At 41.8% G+C, this 19,928-nt stretch carries 15 protein-coding genes; 7 read left to right on the top strand and 8 right to left on the bottom strand.

Features of this window, described 5'->3' with window-relative positions; translation table 11 throughout:
* Positions 1–102 precede the first annotated feature (102 nt).
* From AKG98_RS08645 to AKG98_RS08630, 4 genes are all read right to left on the bottom strand, one after another.
* A complete protein-coding gene (locus tag AKG98_RS08645) occupies positions 103–558 on the bottom strand; it encodes a MarR family winged helix-turn-helix transcriptional regulator (RefSeq protein WP_067044279.1) in 456 nt (151 codons plus the stop codon).
* The gene (locus AKG98_RS08640) at positions 521–1,549 is read right to left on the bottom strand and encodes a DUF2955 domain-containing protein (RefSeq protein WP_067044276.1); all 1,029 of its coding nucleotides are present in this window, start codon (positions 1,547–1,549) and stop codon (positions 521–523) included. The genes AKG98_RS08645 and AKG98_RS08640 overlap by 38 nt, the downstream gene beginning before the upstream one ends.
* Complete coding sequence (locus AKG98_RS08635) at positions 1,549–2,598, bottom strand: HlyD family secretion protein (RefSeq protein ID WP_067044273.1); 1,050 nt, start codon at positions 2,596–2,598, stop codon at positions 1,549–1,551. Before AKG98_RS08635 ends, AKG98_RS08640 begins: the two co-directional genes overlap by 1 nt.
* Before the next feature lie 189 nt (positions 2,599–2,787).
* Positions 2,788–3,393: a TetR/AcrR family transcriptional regulator gene (locus tag AKG98_RS08630; protein WP_067044270.1), complete on the bottom strand. Its 606-nt coding sequence runs from the start codon at positions 3,391–3,393 to the stop codon at positions 2,788–2,790.
* Between the two features lie 252 nt (positions 3,394–3,645).
* Between AKG98_RS08630 and AKG98_RS08625 the strand changes: the two genes are divergently transcribed.
* The 4 genes from AKG98_RS08625 (at position 3,646) to AKG98_RS08610 (ending at position 10,422) form a co-directional block, all read left to right on the top strand.
* Complete coding sequence (locus tag AKG98_RS08625; RefSeq protein WP_067044267.1) at positions 3,646–4,875, top strand: efflux RND transporter periplasmic adaptor subunit; 1,230 nt, start codon at positions 3,646–3,648, stop codon at positions 4,873–4,875.
* A 2-nt stretch (positions 4,876–4,877) separates the two neighbouring features.
* Positions 4,878–8,036, top strand: a complete 3,159-nt coding sequence (locus AKG98_RS08620; RefSeq protein ID WP_067044265.1) for an efflux RND transporter permease subunit — start codon at positions 4,878–4,880, stop codon at positions 8,034–8,036.
* 346 nt (positions 8,037–8,382) lie between these two features.
* A complete protein-coding gene (locus AKG98_RS08615; RefSeq protein ID WP_067044262.1) occupies positions 8,383–9,930 on the top strand; it encodes a hypothetical protein in 1,548 nt (515 codons plus the stop codon).
* Positions 9,931–10,047: 117 nt separating this feature from the next.
* Positions 10,048–10,422: a hypothetical protein gene (locus AKG98_RS08610; protein WP_067044258.1), complete on the top strand. Its 375-nt coding sequence runs from the start codon at positions 10,048–10,050 to the stop codon at positions 10,420–10,422.
* Between the two features lie 54 nt (positions 10,423–10,476).
* On the opposite strand, the gene AKG98_RS08605 is transcribed toward AKG98_RS08610, so the two are convergent.
* Together AKG98_RS08605 and AKG98_RS08600 are read right to left on the bottom strand one after the other, a co-directional pair.
* Positions 10,477–10,686 (bottom strand): hypothetical protein, encoded by a 210-nt coding sequence (locus AKG98_RS08605; RefSeq protein WP_067044255.1) that lies wholly within the window; start codon positions 10,684–10,686, stop codon positions 10,477–10,479.
* Between the two features lie 214 nt (positions 10,687–10,900).
* A complete protein-coding gene (locus AKG98_RS08600; protein ID WP_067044252.1) occupies positions 10,901–12,163 on the bottom strand; it encodes an NRAMP family divalent metal transporter in 1,263 nt (420 codons plus the stop codon).
* Between the two features lie 580 nt (positions 12,164–12,743).
* Here AKG98_RS08600 and AKG98_RS08595 point away from each other — a divergent pair.
* The gene (locus AKG98_RS08595) at positions 12,744–14,201 is read left to right on the top strand and encodes a hypothetical protein (protein WP_067044249.1); all 1,458 of its coding nucleotides are present in this window, start codon (positions 12,744–12,746) and stop codon (positions 14,199–14,201) included.
* Positions 14,202–14,488: 287 nt separating this feature from the next.
* Positions 14,489–15,136 carry a hypothetical protein gene (locus AKG98_RS08590; protein ID WP_067044245.1) on the top strand — a complete coding sequence of 216 codons (648 nt, stop codon included), beginning with the start codon at positions 14,489–14,491 and terminating at the stop codon, positions 15,134–15,136.
* Positions 15,137–15,217: 81 nt separating this feature from the next.
* On the opposite strand, the gene AKG98_RS08585 is transcribed toward AKG98_RS08590, so the two are convergent.
* Positions 15,218–18,049, bottom strand: a complete 2,832-nt coding sequence (locus AKG98_RS08585) for a cytochrome c peroxidase (protein ID WP_228140254.1) — start codon at positions 18,047–18,049, stop codon at positions 15,218–15,220.
* Entirely contained in the window at positions 18,049–19,515 is a 1,467-nt protein-coding gene (locus tag AKG98_RS08580; RefSeq protein ID WP_157534104.1) for a DUF1566 domain-containing protein, read from the bottom strand. The genes AKG98_RS08585 and AKG98_RS08580 overlap by 1 nt, the downstream gene beginning before the upstream one ends.
* Between AKG98_RS08580 and AKG98_RS22210 the strand changes: the two genes are divergently transcribed.
* On the top strand, positions 19,457–19,879 hold the full coding sequence (locus AKG98_RS22210) for a hypothetical protein (RefSeq protein ID WP_157534105.1): 423 nt from the start codon (positions 19,457–19,459) through the stop codon (positions 19,877–19,879). The two genes, AKG98_RS08580 and AKG98_RS22210, sit on opposite strands and share 59 nt — an antisense overlap.
* Positions 19,880–19,928: the final 49 nt, after the last annotated feature.

The following is a 19,928-nucleotide window of genomic DNA, read 5'->3' as shown; positions in this document are numbered from 1 at the left end:
CACTTCTAAAGGGCAAGTTTTGTATATGTAGATAGTTGTTATTACAGCGTAATAGTAGCAGGATAATGTATTGATACATATAAGATCAGTGTAAGTGTTGAGTTACTCAATGCACACACCTTCTTGTACCAATTTTTTGCATATGGACAGCAACTGATCGCATTCATTACTGCTTAGTGGTGAGTAGAATTCTGCAATTGACGCATGCAGCATAATATCTGCATTTGTTTTGGTAGTGAGGCCGTCGGCAGTAAGGGCGAGATAGCGGGCTTTTTTATTTATATCACTTTTATGTACTTCAATAAGCCCGCGTTTAATGCAGTTATCAACCAAACGTTTGGTTACCGAGCGTTCTCGGTGCAGTGCTGTTGATAGGGTTTGTTGCGGAATTTTACCCAGATAATCTAATACCCGCAACGCGCCTAACATCTCTAGTGTTATATCAAATTCGGAGTTGAGTTTTTGATTCGTAATTGTGCGGAACTGCTTATAAGCGAGTCCCATCATAAAGGCTACGTTCTCATTCAGTTCTGGGATTAGGGTAATTTTCTTGCTCATGTTTGTCTCGTGAAATGGTTAACCGATAACCAATAAATAAGATAGTCAACGTGATAAAGAGTTGCCACGCACGTAAAAACGTATTGTCTAAACCAAAGCTATTGTTGCCCATATAAAGTTGGATTGGCAGTATCGTCGCTAATAACGTATCGGCATGAACACCACTGGTAAACCCGGTTGTTGATAGCATACTGCGAGTCAGTATAAATATAATGCTACCAAGCGATAATGCATAAAATCCGAGCGTACTTTGATGGCCTGCCATTAGAAATATAAATATACCAGCAATAGCACAACCTGCAATTTGAGTGATAAAACGCTGCTCTACAAGCTCAATGAACGTGCCGCGATCAAACTGAATCGCTGCTGCAATCACTGGTACCATGCAAAACGTCGCGGGTAACATATCCACAATCAGCAACAAGCCTAAACCAGAGCCGATCAACGCTAAAGAGACCAATCGGTGACCGTACGTTACTGGTTGGGGTTTAAACTGAGGTAGTTTACCCAATTTAGGTACAGGAAACAAAGTAATCATCAATTTTGTCACTGCAGCCGCAATCGCCATTGCTGCAAAGCACTCACGGATCATATCTGGCATATCAAAATGACCGCTTTGCGAAAATATCACCATCAATACCCAGTGAAAACAAGGTAGTATCATTTTGGCTAATTTAATCGGTGTATCAGCCCTACGTCGTAGCTGATCGAAAAAGAGTAAACTAATAGTCCAAACGATAAAGGGGTGACCATAAAATAACTCACTGACAAAGACTGCAAGTGCCGCCGATATAAGGGAGGGGGCGAGAGTCCGTGACATCGCCAGCCAAGAGAAGTCTCTACCTTTAGTAATTAACATGGTTGGATATAAAGCCAGATAAACCGGGGTATTAAAGTTAAGTATCTTACCCAATACCATACACAAGGTAATTGTGAAGGTGATCCGCAGCGCCTCTTGCAGATTATTTTTCGGCTGGAGTGACTGAGGCATTAATAAATATATCTAAAATAAGAAACAAAGGTGATCCAGCTGTAACCGATAGCGGACAGCAGGCTATTACTATTTTGTACGATAACACTGGCTTTTGCGCCTGACATTAATGCGGTATCAATCCCTTCAACTTGTATACGAGTACGTATTTTTTGTTGTTCGCGGATCCAACGATTATCATTCTTCACCGTTGATAGTTGATTTGTTAAATTAGAGGCATCATAAATGGCGCTATCTTGATTTAACAATGTGCCATTAAATACTTGCCCCGGGATAGCATCAAATACGATCGCGACTTTAGTGCCAGAGCCGAGCAAGCTCATCCCTTTTTCATTAAAATCAGCGCTAAGCCAACTACTAGACTCATTGACTAAAAATAACGCCACCGAGCCCTTTGCCACATAACTACCCACCTGCAATTGCAGATTACTTACTGTACCTTGGCTTTTGGCTTTCACGTCAGTATTAGCAAGCGCAAGTTTGGCTTGATCGAGTTTGGCAATGGCAAACTCAATTTCAGCCGTATTATTATTCTCTGAAAGCGTGGATTTAATACGTTGGATCTCTGCCTTCGCAATCGCCACTGCACTTTTAGACAGATTAAAATTGAGTTGTACATCTTCAACGTCTTGTTGAGTAATAAGACCTTTATTAAACAGTGATTGATAACGTCGTAATTTGGTATGTGCATTGTTAGATTCGGCTTGACGTTGACTTAGGGTTTGCATCGCTGATGTCAATGTTTGTAACTTCGACAAGTTAGCCTCTTGTGCCAAATGTAGTTCCGCTTCAGCTTGGCGCACTGCTACCTTATACACTGCTTTGTCTAAGGAAAATAAACGCTCGCCAGTATGCACGTGTTGGCCGTTCTCGACATAGACTTGAGTGATTACACCTGTTACTTCAGGCGCAATATTGGCCACATTCTTATGCAAACTCGCTTGAGTCGTAAAAGGAAGAATATTGTCAGAGGTGACTAAAAATGCAGAAAAGCCAATGGAAATAGCCAAAACGGTATAGATAATAGATTTATAAACGATATGTTTCATTTTTGTTGCCCATGCAACTAAATAGGTTGTTTGATTATACATCTTTTTGTTGTGGTCACAACAAAAAATAAAGCGGGTATAGAAAAATAGCGAATGAGTGGAATAAGACATTGGGAGGGAAGGCGTATCGCTGATCGCGCGATACGAAATCGTGATTAAGTATTATTGTCGCGACTCTCGTCGAATAAATTACTCTAATCCGGGGAAGTGACTGAAGGCGAGATCGGCGATGTTCTGTAATTCTGCTGCACTGATGCAGTTCGTTGCCTGAATCGTCATACCCTGAATAATTGTCGCTAAGTATTGAGCAAGTGATTCTGCACTGTACGCCGTGGTCAAATCTCCTTGTTGTTGGGCAACTTCCAAGCGTATTTTCAGTTCGTTTTGATGATTACGGCGGCGATCAATTAATGCCTGTTTTACTGATTTACAGGCATCACTCCCCGTTAACGCACCTTGAATAAGCATGCAGCCTTGTGGGTTATTGTGATCCGCTAAACTTTGCGCCGCACCATTGAGAATGGCTGCAATAACCGCTTTGGCAGTCGCTTCTTCTAATGCAGGACGGAAATAACCACAAGGTCTTTGTTCATATAAATCAACTGCTTTAAGGAATAATTCTTCTTTATTACCAAATGTTGAATACAGGCTTGGCTTGTTGATCCCCATTGCTTGTGTGAGATCACTGAGTGACGCACCTTCATAACCTTTAGCCCAAAATACCGCTAATGCCTTTTCTAAGACGTCATCAACATCGAAGCCTTTAGGGCGACCAACGCAACTTGTTTTAGACATATTTTTTAGACCTTTTATTACCTTCATTTATGCGCATAGGATAGACAGAGTGTTGTCTTCTGTCCAGTGTCTTTACAGACGAAAACGATTGACTCTATTTGAAAATTATATAACATACCGATCGGTACATAATAATTTGTACTGTTCGGTATGTAATTATAGACCAATGCAGTGCAATAAGCGCGATATCGACTGACACTAATTATCTTGATTTGCTGATTGCAAAACAGTGTAACGAAGGGACACCATCACATGAGAACAAGCAATATATTCCGCACATTCATGATCACTAGCTTAACAGCGCTGGTATTAACCGCATGTGGTAGTGAGCAATCGCCACAATCCCAAGCCCAAAGTAGACCAGCACCCAAAGTGAGTGTTGCTAAGGTGATAAACGAGCCCGTCACGGAATGGGATGAGTTTACTGGTCGCTTAGAAGCGCCTGAACAGGTTACTTTGATCCCTCGGGTGTCTGGTTATATCAATTCAGTGAACTTTGATGAAGGGGCCTTAGTGAAAAAAGGCGCTATTTTATTTAAAATCGATCCGAGTGTCTTTGCGGCAGAAGTACAGCGCTTAAAAGCGAAATTAAGCAGTGCGACAGTGGCAGAGAAGTTAGCGAAAAATGATTATCAACGCGCTTTTAAATTATATAAGAAAAATGCCGTTTCGGAAGAGTTAATCGATACTCGCCAAGCGAATATGCATCAAACCACGGCGGAAGTCGCCTCGGTTAAAGCCGCGCTAATGAGTGCCGAACTCGATCTTGCTTATACCCATGTTAAAGCGCCTATTTCTGGACGTGTTTCTTATGCTAGCGTAACGATGGGTAACTATGTGACCGCGGGAAAAACACAGTTAACCAGTCTTGTATCAACCGCACATATGTATGCCTATTTTGATATTGATGAACAGACTTACCTTAAATATGTGCAGCTAACGGCGCAGCATAAACGTAATGATCAACGTTCTGACGGTAACCCGTTATTTATGGCGCTGGCGAATGAAAGCGATTTTACCCATACAGGTGTGATTGATTTTGTTGATAATGCGGTTAACCGCAACACGGGTACGATCCGAGTTAGAGCGCGCTTTGCTAATCTCGACAATGATTTGTTACCGGGACTATTTACTCGATTACGCATTGCGGGAAGTGCAACTTACAATGGTATTTTGATTGACGATAAAGCCATAGGTACTGACTTAAATAACAAATTTGTGTTAGTTGTCGGCGCTGACAATAAACTGCAATACCGTGGTGTTTCACTGGGTGAAAAAGTGCAAGGTCTGCGGATCGTGACACAAGGCTTATCTGCTGAAGACCAAATTGTGGTGAATGGATTGCAAAAGGTACGTCCAAATATGGTCATCGAACCGAATATGGTGGAGATGGCCACAGCCGATAATTTATCGGCATTACGCCATGACCAAGCTGTATTAGAGCAAGCGCGCGAATTAGTATTAACACGAGTAGCGAGATAAATATGTTTTCTCAATTTTTTATTAAAAGACCGATCTTTGCAGCCGTGATCTCATTGCTGTTTTTTATCTCGGGTGCGATATCCGTCGGTTTAATGCCGATCACTGAATATCCCGAAGTGGTGCCGCCAACCGTGGTTGTTTCGGCAAGTTATCCGGGTGCGAATCCGAAAGTGATTGCCGAAACCGTCGCAGCACCCTTAGAGCAAGCCATTAACGGGGTGGAAAACATGTTGTACATGTCTTCACAAGCCACCTCGGATGGTCTGTTAACATTAACGGTCACGTTTGAGATCGGTAGCGATGTTGATAAAGCCCAAAGCCAGGTACAAAGTCGCGTTGATCGTGCGGTACCGCGATTGCCTGAAGAGGTCCAGCGTTTAGGGGTTGTAACAAAAAAATCATCACCGGATTTAACCATGGTGGTGCATTTAATTGCGCCTGATAACCGTTATGACATGTTGTATTTATCCAACTATGCTGCATTAAACGTAAAAGATGAATTAGCACGTATCGAAGGCGTTGGCGCAGTAAACTTGTTTGGGGCGAGTGAATACAGTTTACGTATTTGGCTTAATCCCAATAAAGTGGCGTCGCTAGGACTCGCGCCAGCAGATATTTTAAAAGCGGTACGTGAACAGAATAAACAAGCGGCAGCCGGTAGTTTAGGTGCGCAGCCAAGTGGCGCTGATTTTCAGTTACTGATCAATGTGAAAGGGCGTCTATCGACACAAGAAGAATTTGAAGACATTATCATTCGTGTGGGCGAGCAGGGCGAGATCATCCGCTTAAAAGATGTGGCTCGCGTTGAGATCGGTGCGCAAACGTATGCACTGCGTTCATTACTCGATAATAAAGAAGCGGTTGCTATGGGCGTGTTCCAAGCATCCGGCTCTAATGCGATCCAGATCTCGGATGATGTACGTGCCACCATGGCGCGTTTATCACAGAACTTCCCGGATGGTCTAGACTATGCCATTGTTTATGATCCAACGGTATTTGTCCGCGGTTCGATTGAAGCGGTAGTGAAAACGCTGTTTGAAGCAGTATTGCTGGTGGTATTAGTCGTAGTGTTGTTTTTACAAACATGGCGCGCGTCGATCATTCCATTAGTTGCCGTGCCTGTATCCTTAGTCGGTACGTTTGCATTCATGCATCTCATGGGTTTTTCATTAAACGCCTTATCCTTATTTGGGCTGGTATTAGCCATTGGTATCGTCGTGGACGACGCCATTGTGGTGGTGGAAAACGTCGAACGTAACATCGAAGAAGGGCTTGATCCTGTAGCAGCAACGCAAAAAGCGATGAAAGAAGTAACCGGACCGATTGTGGCAACGACCTTAGTGCTTGCTGCGGTATTCATTCCCACGGCATTCATGAGTGGTTTAACAGGGCAGTTCTATAAGCAATTTGCGTTAACGATCACTATCTCGACCTTTATTTCGGCCATTAACTCACTGACATTAAGCCCGGCATTGTCGGCGTTATTGTTAAAAGGCCGAGATGAGCCGAAAGACAGATTAACCCGTGCCATGGATAAGCTGTTAGGCGGTTGGTTATTTACGCCCTTTAACCGTTTGTTTAATCGTGCATCGAAACGCTATACCTGGTTGGTGCGCAAAGTCATTCGTTTTGGCGGCATTATCGGTATCTTGTATTTTGGTCTAGTGGTGTTAACAGGTGTACAATTTTCGCAAACACCGACGGGTTACGTCCCGGGACAAGACAAGCAATACTTGGTGGCATTTGCTCAATTACCTGATGCGTCATCGTTAGATCGCACCGAGGCGGTGATCCGTAGAATGTCCGATATTGCCCTTGATCATCCTGGGGTATTACATTCGGTGTCGTTTCCTGGATTAAGTATTAACGGTTTCACTAACAGCCCCAATTCAGGCATTGTTTTTGTTACCTTGGATGAGTTTGAAAATAGAACCACGGCTGATCTGAGTGCCAATGCCATTGCCCAGCAACTGAACGCAAAATTTGCCGGTATTGAAGATGCCTTTATTGCCATCTTCCCACCACCGCCCGTGCAAGGACTTGGGACGATTGGTGGTTTCCGTTTACAAATTCTGGACAAAGCCAACTTAGGCTATGAAGCCTTGTATAAAGCAACCCAAGCGGTGCAATATAAAGCGTGGGCAACACCTGAATTGGCCGGAATATTTTCAAGTTATCAGGTGAATGTACCGCAACTTGATTTAGAGATTGACCGTACCAAAGCCAAGCAACAAGGGGTATCGTTGGATCAGATATTTCAAACCTTGCAAACTTACATGGGCTCGACTTATGTTAATGATTTTAACTTGTTTGGCCGCACCTACCAGGTGACTATGCAAGCCGATGAAGCCTTCCGACAAACACCGGAGCAGGTGAGTCAGCTTAAAGTCCCTAATCAACAGGGTGATATGGTGCCATTAGGCTCGTTTATTACCATTACGCAGTCTTCAGGTCCTGATCGTGTGATGCGCTATAACGGGTATACCACCGCCGAGATTAATGGTGGACCAGCACCGGGTGTCAGCAGTGGTCAGGCGCAAGCGGCGATTGAAAAGATCCTCGATGAGACGCTACCGATTGGTATGAGTTATGAGTGGACTGAAATTACGTACCAGCAGATCCTCGCAGGTGATACTGGCATGTTCGTGTTCCCATTGATTATCTTGTTAGTATTCTTGGTATTAGCGGCGCAATATGAAAGCTTGAGTTTGCCACTGGCGATCATCTTGATTATTCCGATGACGATATTGTCAGCCATCAGTGGGGTACTGCTGTATGGCGGTGATAACAACATCTTCACTCAAATCGGCTTGATTGTATTAGTCGGGCTGGCCACTAAAAATGCTATTTTGATTGTCGAATTTGCCAAAGAGAAACAAGATTCGGGCATGAATACCATGGATGCAATTTTAGAAGCGGCAAGGTTGCGTTTACGCCCTATCTTGATGACGTCGTTCGCATTTATCATGGGGGTTGTGCCTATGGTGTTGTCAACGGGGGCAGGCTCAGAAATGCGCCAGGCAATGGGCGTTGCGGTGTTCTCTGGTATGATAGGGGTGACCGTATTCGGTTTAATTCTGACTCCGTTATTCTATTACGCGTTAGCAAAACGCGGTAAGCGGAGTGGCATCGAAAATAATACAGCGTTAAGGTCGGATTAAGACTTTAACTGAATAAAATAAAAAGGCGATATGGTATTCATATCGCCTTTTTTGTGCCAACTATTGAGCCGCAGTACTTTCGCCATTCTAATACCTGCACCGTCATTTTAGCTGTCTATATTGGTTGCAACTTATTAAGCTGGTAATGGCGTTATAGTTGGGGCTTTAAGCTGGGATATTTATATTTGTCTGGATTAAACGTCTTTAAGTTAACCCTTTTAGTGAAACAATCCGTTTGTTGCTAAAGTGTTACGTGACATGTTGACATGTTAATTCCGTGTGGATAGAATTCTACCCTAAAGTAATACATCTAAAGTGGTGTGTATAAAGGGAATTAAAAACGGATATGAAAAAAATATCACATAAAGTTAACTGCATTTTGACTTGTGTAATGGCTGGCGCTTTTACCTCGGGTGCACAAGCATTCAATTCAGAAGAACATAAAAACATAGTCGATAATGCTATCGCGCAACTCAATATTCCAAAGACAATCAAATTACCGACAGCAGTGTCGCTAAAGAGCAGGACTGATAGTTACACGAAAGAGCTCCGTGCAGCGAAACAACTGGCGGTAGGCTTTGATAGCAACGATGAAAATGACTATGACGCATATAAATATAATGTGCAGGACAACTGTTATTATAGTGGCTTTGGTCAAAGTCATTATAATAACACGATCTATATTCCCAAAGAGAGTCAACTGCCAACTAAACTACTTACGCTGAACACGAATATGGGTAGTCAGTCTGATGAGTTCACATTAGGGGAACTGGCGGCAATCTATGGTGATTACCGTCGGACGACTTCGTGTGATACTGATGGCAAGTGTTTTTTAAGCAATGATATTAAAGATAATATTGTTTTTGAACACGGTACACATCCAGCGTATTGCCCTCAACCGGTAAAAAATACGACCTATCTGCATCATGTCGGTTCTGGTGTTGTGCCGCCATTTGGCGCACTCGGTAACCTGAATTCGAATACTGCTGGAGATGGTGAGTTAGAAGAGGCCGCGTGGTGGGGAGATGAAATGATGCGCATTGCTAACGTGAATGATTGGCATTTCTCTGACGCTGCAGTTGCTTGGTACATAGGCTTACACCGTCAAGCGCTTTATTATGTAGACAAAGCCCGCACCGAGCCAAAATACTGGAACGTTGCTTTACATCATGAAGCCAACGCCTTGCACAGTCTAACTGATTTGTTTTCATTTGGGCATGTTGTGACGTCTCGTGAGCAATCATCATTTAACATGATAGAAAGTGCAGGTTTAAAAGAGAAAGGTACTTACCTGTGGATGGAATCGATCATGAAACAAGCGGGTGCGACACGTGATAGTGATGGCATTCTTTCGTTTGATCTGGCGGACTTTCCTCCCCTCATGCGAATAGCAACCGCGCCTCGCAATGATTTCATGCCTTCATACCGTGGTATCTGGATGCTGTGGGCAAAAAATGAACAAGACTTCCATGATGAGTTTAATGAGAGTGGTGCACTTGTGCGTAACTTAAATGGTGATCGTTTTCAAATATACGGTGATAGCCACCTTAAAGAGTTGAACGACCAAAGCAGAGACATCATCATTATGGCTACTAAAATCTCTATTCAATCTTTAGTTGATGCTTACCAAGCGCTTGAAAATGGCAGTGACATTACCGAATTGGGTGCCGTCGGCAGCCAATTCTTTAATGCATTAAACTATTTACCTGCGTTTGTAGAAAAAGACGGTGATAATTACTTTACCGGTACTTGGACCAGTTATGCAGATGTGATAAACACCATGGCAGGTAGTAGTAAGGTATTGAATAACAAGGGTGATTGCACGTTGTCGACGGTGAGCGGTAAAACACGCGGTCAGCTGACAACGCGTAGCGAAGCTTGTACGGTGTTTTAATTGATCGCTGCATACGCTTGATATTACGCTACCTTAAAATGATGACACTTTAGGGTAGCGATATTTTACGGTATTACGTAAAATACACAGTTAATAATATAAGAAGAGTAAGTCGTTATGAGAAAGTATTTGTTTGTATTGATGCTGACATTATTGAGTGGAAGTGTATTTGCTAGTGCCAAGTATGCTGTTGAAGTACAGATTGAGGATGGTGGAAAGCTCATGGTGTTTCCTCGGTTTGAATTGTCTGAAGGTCTGTGGGGAGACTCTAAAAGTAAAAACTGTCGATATAACGGAAAGTTAACCAAACAAGTTGATGGTTTGCTTCTTAACGGTTCTCTGCAGTGTACATCTCCTGAAGGGGACTTTAGTTATAATACTCCCGCTTTCTTGTTAGAGCCGAAAGGTGGTAAGGCGAGTATGGAAATGGGTGATAATGAAGAAAACTTGTGGAAGTACGCTATTGTTGTGACGGTACTAAACCAGACGTAATAGTACTAACAAAGCAAATTACAGGACGCATTAGCGTTGTCGTTATTTTATTCGTTATTTTCTTTCTACCAATTCTGTAAGTTCTTCAAACAGTGCGTTAAGACCAGTCTTTTCATCAAGTACTTTATAGTCTTTTTTCAATGCTTCTTGTCGATCATACAGTTTCTCTGAACGGTCAGCGAGTATTGTATACTCGGCCTGGTGCTCCTGTGTAATAGTATCTATTTTAGCTTTTAGTTCGGATATTTTTTGTTTTTTTGTCATCGTTGTAATTACACTAATTTCCAATTAATTATCACTACTTTAGCTTAATTTTCATTTTTTGGCTAAAGTAAGGGGGGCGAGTGTCGATAATGTGTCCACTTAACAAGTGCGCGTATAGATGACTTCTATATATAATGATTACCTATGATTGATGTAAATACAATATCAATCATAGGTATAGAGCCGTTGGTTACCAACATTCGTTAGCCGTTTTTTACATTATCCACTTCCACCAAATAAACACCACTAAGAAGCTAAACAGATAAATCAAACCCGCCCATGAAAGCAGTTTCATACTGGTGGTGAGTTTTAACGCTTCTGGTAGTTCTGCTTGTGTCACTAAACGATAGTTAATCAATGCAAATATTGGGGTAGTCATAAATGCCAACACCATCGCAAAGTTCAACATATCCATTAATGATGACGTAAAGAATAATAAGATAGCCAATGCACAAGCACTGATTGCAACCATCCATACTTGGTGATATTTACGTTGATCAAGTGGTTGCTTGGTGATTAACAAGTGCGATTCTGCTAATGCGCGCGAGTAGCCATCAATGACGGTGATCGTACTGCCAAATATACAAAAGAAGGCCACCAGTGCGATTAAGTTACCAGACCACTCGCCAATTGTTTGTGCATACATGCTCACTAACTGATGTGAAAAACCAATACCTGAGCTTTTTAATTCAACCCCATTACCATGGAGTACTAGTGCGCCAAGCATCACAAAGGCCACAGCAAGTAATGCGGTACCTATATAGCCGACATTAAAATCAAACAATGCTGAATCTGGCGTTACCTGTTGTTCTTTCTGTTGGTTCTTCAGCCACAGCGAGGTAATGCTTGAAATCTCAATCGGTGCCGGCATCCAACCCATCATGATCACAATAAAGCCAATTGCAGATACTTGCCAAGGAGAAGGACTAACATAGTCTGCAGGAGCTACTGCACCTTGATTCAGCGCAATCACCACTGCTGCTACGGTAGTAATCACGAGGATAGCCATAATCAGTTTCGATAATTTATCTAGTGCTTTAAAATGACCCGCAAGTAAGATGGCGAGGCATACTGCTAGCACAATCGCTGCAAGTGTGGTTAACGGCAGTGACCAGGGTAGAAAGTAACCGAGTAGACTTGCACTAAAGAGTAGCAGTGCCGCGGTATTCACAATCCCAGAAATGATATTGAGCCCAGTATAAAGCCATAAATAGCCCTTTCCTAATTCACTATAGCCTTGAATCAAGCTTTTATTGGTGCCTAATGTGTATTGCACACCAGCACGGAAAAAGGGATATTTGAACAAATTTACCAGTAAAATTAATCCGATTAGTTGCCAGCCATAGGTTGCCCCGGCCTTCGTTGATGCGACTAAATGAGAGCCACCGACAGCCGCGGTTGCCATCATAATTCCTGGACCTAAAGATTTGATTCGTTGTTGCCATACACTTTTTGTTGCTGTTAGCGTTGTTTTCATTATCACATCCTGTTGATTTTAATGTCATTGTTTTCGCTAGGAGTGTAGCTGATTTAAAATGTAACTACAGCTGTTATTATTTAAATAACAAGTCGTTATCATTATTTTAAGCCGCTTATCAAGCATATTAAAATGTTCTTAAAATAACACGTTTGAGTATATGGCAAACGTAATGGCTAAAAAATGTTACTGACATCATCACATCCCACGGATTACGCGATTATTACTGTAACTGTCGCTAATTTATAGGCCGAAGTCAGCGTGATTATGCTAATGAGAATACGATTCTATAGAGTTGTTTGGCGTAACATAGTTGTTATATAGTTGTTTTTCATATTCTCCGTGATCTTTATCAATATATTATATTTTATTTTTTTTGTCGTAAACGACATAGTGTAAGCTTAATGTAAGCAGGCATAGAGTTATAGCGCTATACATGTTAATTTAGTGCGTTATTAATTTGTACTCGGCTGTGTCTTTAATGAATGAAAATTCAGTGGTTATTTTTCCCACTGAAAAGTTACATCGAAGTAGCTAAGTGGAAGTATTATTTTATTTATTATTGAGGTGTTACCAACAAATGAGCGATATCATGGGAGCTGGTCTGAATACCAGTAAAGTTAGGGATGATGAAGGCGAAGACTTGAGTAAACATAGCCGGTTTTTACGTAAAATCGCTTGGTTAGTCGAGATTATCGTTGTATTTATCGGTCTTTGTATTTCAATATCATTAATGACAAGTGACAATGATTTGTCCAGTGCATTTACATTAGCTGCGCCTTTTGTGATGATCTCGCTGGTGGAATTGACCAAGATCCCTTTTGTGATCGGACTTTGGCATTCACGTAAATCATTCCCTATGTACCTGTTGATCATTAGTTTCTTGTGTCTGATCACATTTGAAACCTTACTTAATGGTTTTGAACGTGCTTTTTCATCGATTAATAGTCAAATTAACATCAGTGAAATTGAGATCAGTAAAATTGAAAACCAGATCAAAATTAATGAAGAAAATATTGAAATTGCATTGCAAGACTACAATATTAAAACTCAAAAAATTGACTACGACACCACTACGGTCAAGGCAAACTATACATCGCAATACGCCAGTGAAGTAAGACGTAATAAGCGCTTATCAAAAAATATTCCACAGTTAAGTCGTGCTTTAGCAGCAAAAAGAGAGGAATTAATTCAGCTTAAAGTTGATAAGTCAGAGTTGCTACAAGAGCTATCACAGAAGAAAGAGCAGCGCTTTAAATCATCGATGGAACGTACTCAAGGTAACGCTGATTTAGTACAATCTGAACGTAACCGTTTATTGGCTCAGCTTGATAAACTGAATGCCGACAAGATTGTTGCGTTAGATGATTCGAATTTCTTTACTTCAGCTACAGTGAAAAAAGACTACGATGAAAAGATCCGCCATGTTGAAACTCAGCTTAACAAAATTAATAACAACACCATGATTGTTAAAGATAACAGCCCTGATTTAGAGTCTGTTCAATTCCTTGACGATTATTATGCGGATTTACTTGGATTGAAAGATGACATGATCCAGCAGAAAAACGAAGACGTGAAGCAACTTCGTCGTAGCTATAGAAATGCGGTGAGTGCGAGTAATAGTAATTTAGCGGTTAAACAAAGAAAACTGGTTAAGGATAAAACCATAGCGTTACGTAACTTAGAGATTAAGCGTGATCAAGCAGATGTTCAGTTCTTGAATGAGAAAGACTACATCAAAGAGATCAAGCAAATGAATATGAAGTTACGTTATGATATTCGCGTGATTGAAATAGAAGCGAACACAATGGCGTTATCTAATCAGGTTTATCGTATGGCTTCTTATATTGATAATGTTGACCATTATAAAGAAGTGAAAACGGAAACCTTAACGCTTGTTGGTTTGGTTTGGTTTGGTTCATTAGCCTTAATCGGTTCGATCACGGGTATTGCGTTGACTTTATCTGGATTGCACCTGAATAGCCTTGCAAGAAAGCGTGATAAAAAAACAAAGGTATATTTTAATAACGAAGCATAAGTAATACGACTAAACGTTATTGATATAAACGAAACCTGCACAATTAATATGAATTGTGCAGGTTTTTTAATTTTTAATGGATTGGATTAATCGGACATTACAGGGAGTCGCATAAATAGGTTGTTTGTTAAACAATTTTGTTAATTAAGCATCACTTTTGTCTTGTCTATTATTAACATGATGCCTATAAAGAGATGATTATCTATTTTAAAGCGTAATTTTGAACAGGCCGTGCATTTTTATCCCATAATATTCTTATGAGTTGAGGGTATGAAAGGGGAATAATCATGATCCAACCGACGCACGGCAATGATGATATTTCAAATATCACGGTGTTATCATTTATTGAGCCACATCCATTATTGGTTGATATTGCGAATAATGACGATATCGATATGCAATTCATTACGGCGCAAGATGCAATCGCGCATGATGTCAATTTACTGCAATCAGATTTGATTGTTGCTATTTATCAGCAAAAAAATGTCAATCAACTTGGTTATCTTTCTCGACGTAAAATTATTGAGGATAATTATATTGCGACTATTTGGTTGAATATCGATGAGCTTGATAAACGGGATAGTTTAACCGCATTACGGTTTGTTAATCATATGGCGACAGTGCTGAATCAAAATCAGCTGCTTAAATTTGATATCAGTGATATTTCGTCATTGGTGTCACATTCTAAATCACTCCGTTTTTTTGAAACATCTTGCGAAGAGAACTCATTGAATCTTGCTGCCAACGATACGATAGCGGATTCTGCCGCGATGATTATTGTAACGAAAGAGCCCATTTCAATACGAAAAATAAACGCAGGTTTTGAGGCGATAAACGAAGTTTGTGAGCACAAAGTGCCTTGTTTTTATGGGGTGCATATGTCGCCTAAGTACAGTGCTAAGCACACTTATCTGTATCTCGTTGGTGAGCGCTAAAGTTATTGCTATCAAGAGGCTAAATTAGTAGGTGTCTATAATAAACACCTACTAATAATTTAAGCCGATAATAGCGTTATGTTAATGGATTCCTAACTCAAATCTAGTCGCTGGCTTTTGAGGCGTCGGTGCCGTGATTGTGGTTAAAAAGGCTTGTAATGCTTCAGCTTCCGTAACCGTTAGATTTAATGGCCTAATTTTCTTTGATAATACCGGATAAGTGGGGTCATACTTATCCCAACCAAAGGGTGCATTATCTGCCATACCAGCCGAATACATTGAGATAACACCTTCCATCGTATCGAGTAAACCGTTGTGGAACCAGGGGTGATTGTTCATCACATCACGTAATGACGGTGTTTTAAATTTACCGACACTGCTTGGTTTGCCATCCACATTATACAATCCCAGATCTTCATAAAAACCTTGATAATAAGTCAGTCCGACATTTTGCATTTTGTGATCCGTAAACTCAGCCCCCATGTGACAATTAACACAACGGCCATTGCGGCGGAAGATGTCTAACCCCCACAGTTCTTTATCAGAAAGTGCGCTAGTATTACCTGTATTATCAGCCTGAACCACAAATGAATCAAAACGACTTTTGTTACTAATAATCGTTCGTTGGAATGTGGCGAGTGCCATTCCTAATTGTTGTTCTGTGATATCAGCACTCATCGCACCTTCCGGAAATGCTTGTTTAAACAAGGCTGGATATTGTGCATGTGCATTGAGTCGTGAAAGTAAACGCGGTAAAGTTTCAGCCATTTCCACTGGGTCTTGAATTGGCATTAGTGCTTGTTGTTCTAATGTTGCTGCGCGACTATCCCAAAACAACACAGGTAAGAATGCGCTGTTTACAATCGTCGGGGCGTTACGCTTGCCACGTTGACGGTCATGGCCAATGGAAACCTCTTGCCCGTCTCCCCAACCTAATTTAGGGTCATGACAACTAGAGCATGACACATCACCTGCTTGAGATAAAAAGGGGTCGAAGAAGAGTTTTTCCCCTAATGCGACTTTTAGCTCACTATAAGGGTTTTCGTTAGGGAAGCTTGGTTTAGGCATAGTGCCCAGTTCTTGATAACTCGACATATCATCGACAAACGGGGGTGGCCAACGATCACTATTACTCGCGTACTCTTGTCGTAAGCGATTGAAGTTAGGTTGAGCGTGGTTGCTCACTGAGCGGGGATCTTCTGTCGCTCTGTTTTCAAACTCTGTTGCAATTAATAAAATACGACCAGTGTCTGTGTTAGTTGTTGACTTTGGTTGTAAACTCGCCGTTGTTGGTAAGCTGTACAGGCCATAACTAGAGCCTGTTTTAACCCAGTAATCACCGGTTTCAGGTCTGTTGAGTGATGTTTTGTATAGTAAGCTGTAATCACTGTCTTGTTCACCTTTATGCAGTAACATTGCCAACTCATCGGCTGTGGGTAGCCGCCAGTCATTACGACCACAAAATTGGGCTTGATTAATATCTGAGACAGCCTTTGGTACGCTTGCTTGTATTGCTAACTGCTGGCTGGTGTTAGTGATATCTTGTGGATTTGGCGTTAACCAATATACATAAGAGAACTGCTTATCGCGTAAATAGAAGTTATCACGTACTAATCCGCGTGTATCATCTAAACAACGCCAAGGGGTATCAGCATAATTATCATCTTGTAGTGCTTTAGGTAATGGCTGACCGCTGTTATCTAAACGTATAAAGCTGTCTTTTTCTGCTTGTGGCTTCTTTTGTTCTGATGGCAGTGTCGTATCACGTTTGATACCACTAACAAGCATGACTGATTTAGGTTTACGCTTGTTTTGCATCATTGCCGTATGGCGGCCAGTCGCAAAATTTAACGTCGGTGCAATATTGTCAGCATGTGACTGATTATTATCATTCGCTAACCAGTAAGTCTCAAAACCAGTTGCAGCAAAAAAGTAAGGGTCAATGGCGGCTTGATTATTAGCTAATGCGTAATCTTGCTCACTGATTAATCCTTTCATTTCATAGCCTGACGGTAAACGCCAATCATCGCGGCCACACCAGTTTTGTTGATTCGCGTATTCAACAAGCGAATCTGTTGTACAAGCTTGACTGTTGCCATCACTGTCTGTGAACTGACACTGAGCTTCAAAAGCAGGCAAGGTCGGTAGCCAATCACCCCAAGCATAAGTTTGCATTGATGGTTGTAGTGGCGTTGCCCAAACGACACCTTGATGAATATTGTTATCTGCTAGGCACCGCCATTCCTTATTCTGACTACTGTCACCGAGCGTTAATGTTGCAAAGCGAGGCGTTGGCTTATTCACTCTAATCAGCCAATTGATGGTCTCAATTTTATCACTTGATATTATGGCCAATTTTACATGGTCGGAACCCTGTGCATCGGCATTTGCCTGATAGGTAAAAGTATTACCTTGAACACTGGCATTACCATATAGGCCTGGCTGAATCAGCCGTAACGCTTGCGTTGACGTTAAGGCGTACTGCTGAGTAGTCGTACGCCCTTGGGTTAGCTGTATACGAGGGTTCAATTCCAGCGGTTTAGCAGTGCCAGAGCCAGAGCCAGTACTAGTGCCAGAACCAGTGCTAGTGCCAGAGCCAGTACTAGTGCCAGAACCAGTGCTAGTGCCAGAACCAGTGCTAGTGCCAGAGCCAGAGCTAGTGCCAGAGCCAGAGCTAGTGCCAGAGCCCGTGCTAGTGCCAGAGCCAGTACTAGTGCCAGAACCAGTGCTAGTGCCAGAACCAGTGCTAGTGCCAGAGCTAGTGCCAGAACCAGAGCCAGAGCCAGAGCTAGTGCTAGTGCTAGTGCTAGTGCCAGAACCAGTGCCAGAGTCCCCACCACATGCAGCCAATAACGCACAGCCAATGATGATCACTGACAGGCGCTGTATACTTTTTAATGTATATTTTAGCATTATGGTTGCAATCTCGTTGTAGAGATCAGGCGTACGCGAAGCATTTCGGTATTTGCAATCCGACTACTAGCAGACCAGCTATCTTGGAATGCGAATGCAAAGTGTTTTGTCTTTGGATGGTATGAACTGATAGTCGAAGTCCAGTAATAACTGTCACTGCCTACGTTAGTGTCATCAAACACGCTCGTTATATAACTCGCGCGTAAACTGTCCATTCCATACATAGGTGTATTTACTAATAGGCTTTTTAATTCATTTTCTGTTGGTAAGCGCCAGTTAGTTTGACCGCACAATGCTGCTTTGTTGATTATTTCGGCGTACTCCACAGCCAGAGCGTGGTTTTTCAGTGGTTCATTTTTACTGATGCGTTGCCATAGAATCTGCGTATTTGGTAACACGCCTCTGTATTCAAGGTCAGATGTACAAGTCCAATCTGTACTGTCTTGTAATGTAAGCGCTTGGCCGAGAGTACCATGCTTAACAAAACGTGATTGCCAATTAAGATTTTCGTCAACACCTTCGACTATGTTTTGCGGTGTTAATTGTGTTGATAATTTTGGCACGTCATTGCCTTTTTTATCAGGAATAACAGTACCGTTTACTAACATCGTAAAATGAGGCTCATTTGTTGATCGCGGAGGCATGTTAGCAAAATCAAAATCTTCACCCATCCACATCACATGTGCATCGCCCACAAGTGGATTTGAGCCCTGCCAATCATCAGCTGTAGCTTTGATATCATGACCATTTGGATAAAGGGTAAATGAATTAGTCCAGTAAGCTTCGTCGTAATTAGAGTCGATATAAGGGAAGTAGAAGTTGTTAACCGGAGACTGTTTTGTATCTTCATCAAATAAATTTTTATCTAGCAGGGTTTGCCACTCAGCGCGTGTGGCTAAACGCCAGCCTGAACGGTCACACAGTTTTTGTTTGTTTGCTTCTGCAACCAAGTTATCGGTATTACAGCTACCACCAAGTGCACAGATTGCTTCGCTATAATCACGATTATTGATTGTTCGATCACCCCAGTAGTAGGTTGCATCAAACGCGTATGTACCATTTGCTTGAGGTACTTGCCACATCAGCTCACTTTTGTTATCTGTTATGCAACTCCAATCACTAACATTTGCTGGTCGCGCTTGGTCTTCTGGTGATAAAGGTGTGCCATCTTGACTCACTTTGCTAAAGCGTAGTGCTGGCTTATTCGATTGATCTTTATATAACGGTAAGACAGAACCATCAAGTTGATAAATTGTATTCTCAACTTGATAGCTAATAGCAAATTGATAATCGTTCTGGGCTGCAATAATCTCAGCACTTAAAGGATTACTCGTAGAAGGAACATAAGGTTGGAAAGTTATAGCGCCTGTCGTTTGATCAACACGTGCTTCACCAAAATTAGCCTTGATGTCTGTTATTTCACTGAGGTTGGTAGCGGTAACACCGGGGGCGATAAAACTAACCATTGTTGGTGATACAAGTGTTATATCACTGGTTTTTATATGCGCAGTTGTCGTCGTCACTGACGGCTTAGTCACTGGTGGCTTAGTCACTGGTGGTTTAGTCACTGGTGGCTTAGTCACTGGTGGTTTAGTCACTGGAGGTTTAGTCACTGGAGGTTTAGTCACTGGAGGTTTAGTCACTGGAGGTTTAGTCACTGGAGGTTTAGTCACTGGTGGTTTAGTCACTGATGGCGTAGTCACTGATGGTTTAGTCACTGATGGTTTAGTCACTGATGGTTTAGTCACTGGCGGCTTAGTCACTGGCGGCGTAGTCACTGGCGGCGTAGTCACTGATGGCGTAGTTACTTGTGGTGCTGTTGAGTTATAATCGTCACATGCACTGAGGAATAAGCTTGCAAAAGCGATAGATAATGCTG

Source organism: Moritella sp. JT01, from assembly GCF_001574435.1.
In the GTDB taxonomy this organism is placed as follows: Bacteria; Pseudomonadota; Gammaproteobacteria; order Enterobacterales; family Moritellaceae; genus Moritella.
This window is presented reverse-complemented; position numbering and strand designations above follow the sequence as displayed.